Below are 4663 nucleotides of genomic sequence, written 5' to 3'. Positions count from 1 at the left end.
AGTCCAGATTTGGATTGACGATGGGGCGCCTGACGGTACACCTGAAACGGCAGGGGAGGTGCCGGTATTGCCCTTGCCGGGACTTTTTCGGCTTGAGCCTGGGGAGCATAAAAACGTGCGGTTGTTGGCCACCCAGATAAAACAACCTCAAGATCGTGAATCGTTATATTGGCTGAANATTTATGAAATCCCTCCCATTGATGCAAACCTGCCACCGGGTGTTTCAGCGGTAAAAGTCGCGGTGCGATTGCAATTGAAGATGTTCTATCGGCCTCAAGGGTTGACGCCGGAGGTCGACACACTGGCCGAATTGCAGCAGTTTACCCTCGTCAGGCAGCCAGGCCGGCTGAAACTGAATGTCAATAATCCCTCCCCTTATTTTGCCACGTTCAGTACAGCGAGGGTCAGTGGTGGGAATAAATCTATTATGTTGGACGCGGGTATGCTCGCGCCCTTTAGCCATAAAACGCTGGAGATGAACACCGAGGCGGCATGGCAACCCGAGAGCATCAGCTACACGCTGATTAATGATGATGGTAACGGGGTCGTGAGCACGCAATCACTCAAGGATTAGTGATGTAGAAATCACAAGGCGTGCCTATTAACATGCTGAACAATAGCATTGCCGAGTGCTTTTCTTCATAACGATAAGGGTATTTTTTCCATGCTACAACGTTAATCAAACGTAATAATGTAACGTTGCGGCGAACTCACATTGACGTAAGAGATCGGTTCTGCATCACATAGACCCCGTTAGTCGGTGAAAGTATTTTCTGGCAGCCAGTCCGAAAAAATAAGTCGTCACATCGCGCAGACAGAGCCAGAGCTGAATGTACTCCAATTGGAAAGTGATGCCATGACTGGCCGGGTGGATAATCCAGATGTCCTGCGGTCACTTAGCCAGACTTATACACGTAAACCGTTCCCTGAATCACTGCTTCACGATGAGAAAAGCCTGCTGCCAGTAGAAACCGGTTGCTCAGACTGTGGTGGTGTATTGTTATATCTCGGTGAGGATGCGGCTGAATAACGGGAGCTTATGCGTAGTGCCTTCCGAGTTATCCGTACTGTACAGGAAAAACATGTTTGTCTACGGAGTGATCGCATCGTCCCGCTCTTACGCGGCCAATAAGCGCTCATTCAATTGTGGTCGAGATTCGTGTGTCAATTGCGTGTTTTTTCTTCTTCTTTGAAATAAAAAAATAATTAAATTAATTAAGGTGGTTTTTAATTCTATTTTTATTATATTAATAATATTTAATTTAAATAATGCGTTGTTTGTGTGACCATCGATACGTTATGAGTACATCCTGTAATTAATTAGCAATAAAGTAACAATTCTAATTGTATTGCACTTCAATGAAGTAGAGTTGCAAAAGTTAGATTCGAATAGCATCAATACCGATATTATTTGGTGATAACGTCATAACCCATCTAGTTATAAACCAGTACTAATAATCTGCATGGGATAAAATGTGGTGAGTCTCATCATATGTTCTTTCTCCCTATTAAGGATGCATCATAATGAGAATGCTGATACCTATCTGTCATCACTGTAACCAAACGCGTGGTGTTAAAAAGCACGGTAAGAGTAAAGTGGGGTCGCAACGCTATTACTGTCAGGAATGTAAAAAAACGTTCCTGACTAAATACATTTATAAAGGCAATGAAGCGCAGATAGCGCGGCAGGTCACCCGATTAATATCGCAAGGTAATACGCCTGAGATGATTAGTGCAGTGCTTCAGGTAGGCCTACCGACGGTCCGCCACTATCTTGTCAGTGATAAATAACTGGCATCCACGAACAGTGTAGATGATTGACTGTACATGCAGGGCTGTCGTGAGGTTAATAAGGTGTTTTGACATGTTAATTATTCATAAAATACACCGAGTTGGCCCCATCAGTGACAAAGAGTCTAATATCCACAAGGATGACAAAGTCCGTAGCGGTATGAAGTGCTACTTCTGTAGTCACTGCAAAAAAACTTTCAGACTAAATTTATTTACATTGCTTACCGAAAGTCTCGGTCTGCTGTCGCCACAGAATGGTAAGCCGAATTTCGCAATATGTTATAAGGGCTCATCAGGCTAACCTATCGCTGGTTTGGTGATGATTGATGCCGCTAACCTTGCTAGTAATCCTCGAGGCAACATTCTGGGGAAAAAAAGGTTATCGATTGGTCTAAGGGCACTCGATGAATGTGCATGTTTTGGATAAATTGATGAGTAGTTTTTAGTTCTCTGGATAGCCATTATGATGTCAATGTTACTGACGCCTTTTTAGGGTAATGTTTACCGAAACACAAATGTATTCATTGTCATGTAACCGAGGCTAGAGTATTGAATGAGCGTGCCTTCCTCTGCATTGAGTTGTGAGACTGCAGTATTGCTAGGTGGGAAAATTCAGAGACAGATTAATTAGCTCAAAAAGTTCTCCATATTGATGCCTGTAACTAAGGCTTGCATTATATGAACGGATAGAATGGGAAGAGTTTACTTTCTGATTTAATTTGTTAACTAATTAAATTTTATGTTCTTATTCTGTGTTTAATAATCATTAATTCATCGAGCAATATCGGAAGGGATGCTATATGAGAAAAATAAAATGTTTGACACCAAGTGAGTGTCTGACGCTTAACCCAAACACGGTTTTATTGAAGGCTGTATTGGCAGTCACTCTTATTATCTTGCCGCAAGGGGTTCAAGCTGGGTGTACAAGTATAGGGGCTGGTAGCTATCTTTGCGAAAATACCAACACTGCAGGTATCACCATCAGCGATACGGATATTGCTGTTGAAACTGGGCCTGATTTCAGTGTCAATGAATCCGGAACGACTGATTCAGCACTGAGTCTCAATGGTTCGGGTTCGATTAGCTATACCGATATTCATGCCTCAACCTTGAACGCTGAGGGGGCATATTCGTTAAAAACCCTGAATGATACCTCCGCTACCGGGCTATCGACGACTACCCTGATTAAGACTAATGGGACGATTAACAACGGTATTTGGGTCGATAATCAGAGCGGTGCAGATTCGACGATTCTAGTCAATATTTCAGGCGTTTTATCCGGCGGGGAGAATGGTAATCCAGCTGTTTACCTTAATGCTTCTGTTGTAGGAGATAGCACCATCACCCTGAATGCCGGGGCCATTTCAAGCTATTCTGGTATCCAGAGCAGTAATACTTCACAAAATGGTACGGCAAATACCGATATGACGTTGGCCGGTGATATTCACTTCGATTCCACTGGGGTCTTTATTAGCAACACAGGTTCTAGCGGTTCTAGTATTGTTAGTTTTGATTCAAAAAATATTACTGCTGAGTCCAATGGCCTCGATATCTATAATAACAATGGGGATGGCGATGCACTAACCCATATTGAGGTGGATGGTGATATTCGTACCAGCGCGGGGACGGGGGGGAATCTAAGTGGGTATGCGAGTCAAGGCACGTCAATCCTCACATTTCGGGCCAACAATATCATCAGTGGTTCATCTGGTTTGAATATTAATAATTATACCCAGTATGGTGAAGCGCTAACAGATATTGCGCTGTCTGGAGATATCACCGCCACTTCGGGCGGCGGTATGATGCTGGGTTCCTCTTCAAATGAAGGGGACGTTAAGACGTCTATCACGTTAAACAACGTGACGGCCTCTTACACTGGGCTCTCTTTAAACACCAATGCTTATATGGGGAATGTATTGTTCAATCTCGATGTGTCGGGGAATATTAAGTCTGAAAATGACGCTGGAATGTACATCAACAGTTATGCCTATCAAGGCGACGCCAAGACGTCTATCAAATTGAATAACGTGACCGCCTTATACGGTGGGCTCTATTTAAACACCAGTGTTACAGTGGGCGATGTGTTGTTCAATCTCGACGTATCGGGAAGTATTGACTCGGAAAACGGTGCTGGGATAAGTATGTACAGTAGCGCGAGTCAAGGTAATGCCATGACGTCGATCAGGTTGAACAACGTAACTGCTTTTTACGATGGACTCTACCTATATACAAATAGTCAGATGGGGAATGCGTTATTCAATCTTGACGTGTCGGGAAACATTGAGTCGGAAAACGGCACTGGAATTAACCTGTACGGTGGTGCCTCTGAAGGTAATTCCTCTTTAAGCGTTAAGGCTAACAATATTAGCGCCGGTTATCGGGGGCTTTACATCAATAATTATAGCTATCCGGGTCAAACTTTGACCGCTGTAACGGTGACCGGTGATATTATCGCCAATGTGGACGAGGGGGTTGTTATCGAAACCACCGCGTATTCAGGCGATGCGACTGCTATCATCAATGTCAATAATGTGAGGTCGACTGTCAAAGGGATACGTATGGACACGTATGCCGAGACCGGCCTATCAACAACTGACCTGACTGTCGTCGGCCAGATTAGCGGTGCGGAAGGGATTGACCTGGAAGGAAATGCCGATAATGGCAGTGCAATTATCATCGCGGATGTTAATCAGGTCGCTACCGATAATAACGCTGTCCATATATCGAGCTACCTCTTTAGCGGAGATACTGGCCTGTCCACTATCGATGCGATTACACGTGGTGCGATTGTATCGCAGCAGGGTTATGGTATTCGTATCGAGACCAACACGGCAGAGACCTATCTGACCGTGGCGGGTTTAGTTCATGGCGG

Annotated in this window: 3 protein-coding genes and 1 pseudogene; all 4 read left to right on the top strand. The window is 44.2% G+C overall.

Annotated elements, in window-relative coordinates:
- Positions 1-58 precede the first annotated feature (58 nt).
- Positions 59-574, top strand: coding sequence for a fimbrial biogenesis chaperone (locus YWE_RS28195; protein WP_428829297.1), 516 nt, complete (start codon positions 59-61; stop codon positions 572-574).
- Between the two features lie 201 nt (positions 575-775).
- Positions 776-1111 (top strand): annotated as a pseudogene (locus YWE_RS31545) (IS66 family transposase zinc-finger binding domain-containing protein); the annotation flags it as partial.
- Between the two features lie 413 nt (positions 1112-1524).
- Positions 1525-1791: an IS1/IS1595 family N-terminal zinc-binding domain-containing protein gene (locus YWE_RS28185; protein ID WP_036016713.1), complete on the top strand. Its 267-nt coding sequence runs from the start codon at positions 1525-1527 to the stop codon at positions 1789-1791.
- An 800-nt stretch (positions 1792-2591) separates the two neighbouring features.
- A partial coding sequence (locus YWE_RS28180) for a beta strand repeat-containing protein (protein ID WP_029096171.1) occupies positions 2592-4663 on the top strand: 2072 nt, incomplete at its 3' end.

The sequence above is a fragment of the Budvicia aquatica DSM 5075 = ATCC 35567 genome, from assembly GCF_000427805.1.
Classification (GTDB): Bacteria; Pseudomonadota; Gammaproteobacteria; order Enterobacterales; family Enterobacteriaceae; genus Budvicia; species Budvicia aquatica.
Note: the sequence above shows the minus strand (reverse complement) of the source record. Positions and strands in the feature narration are given on the sequence as shown.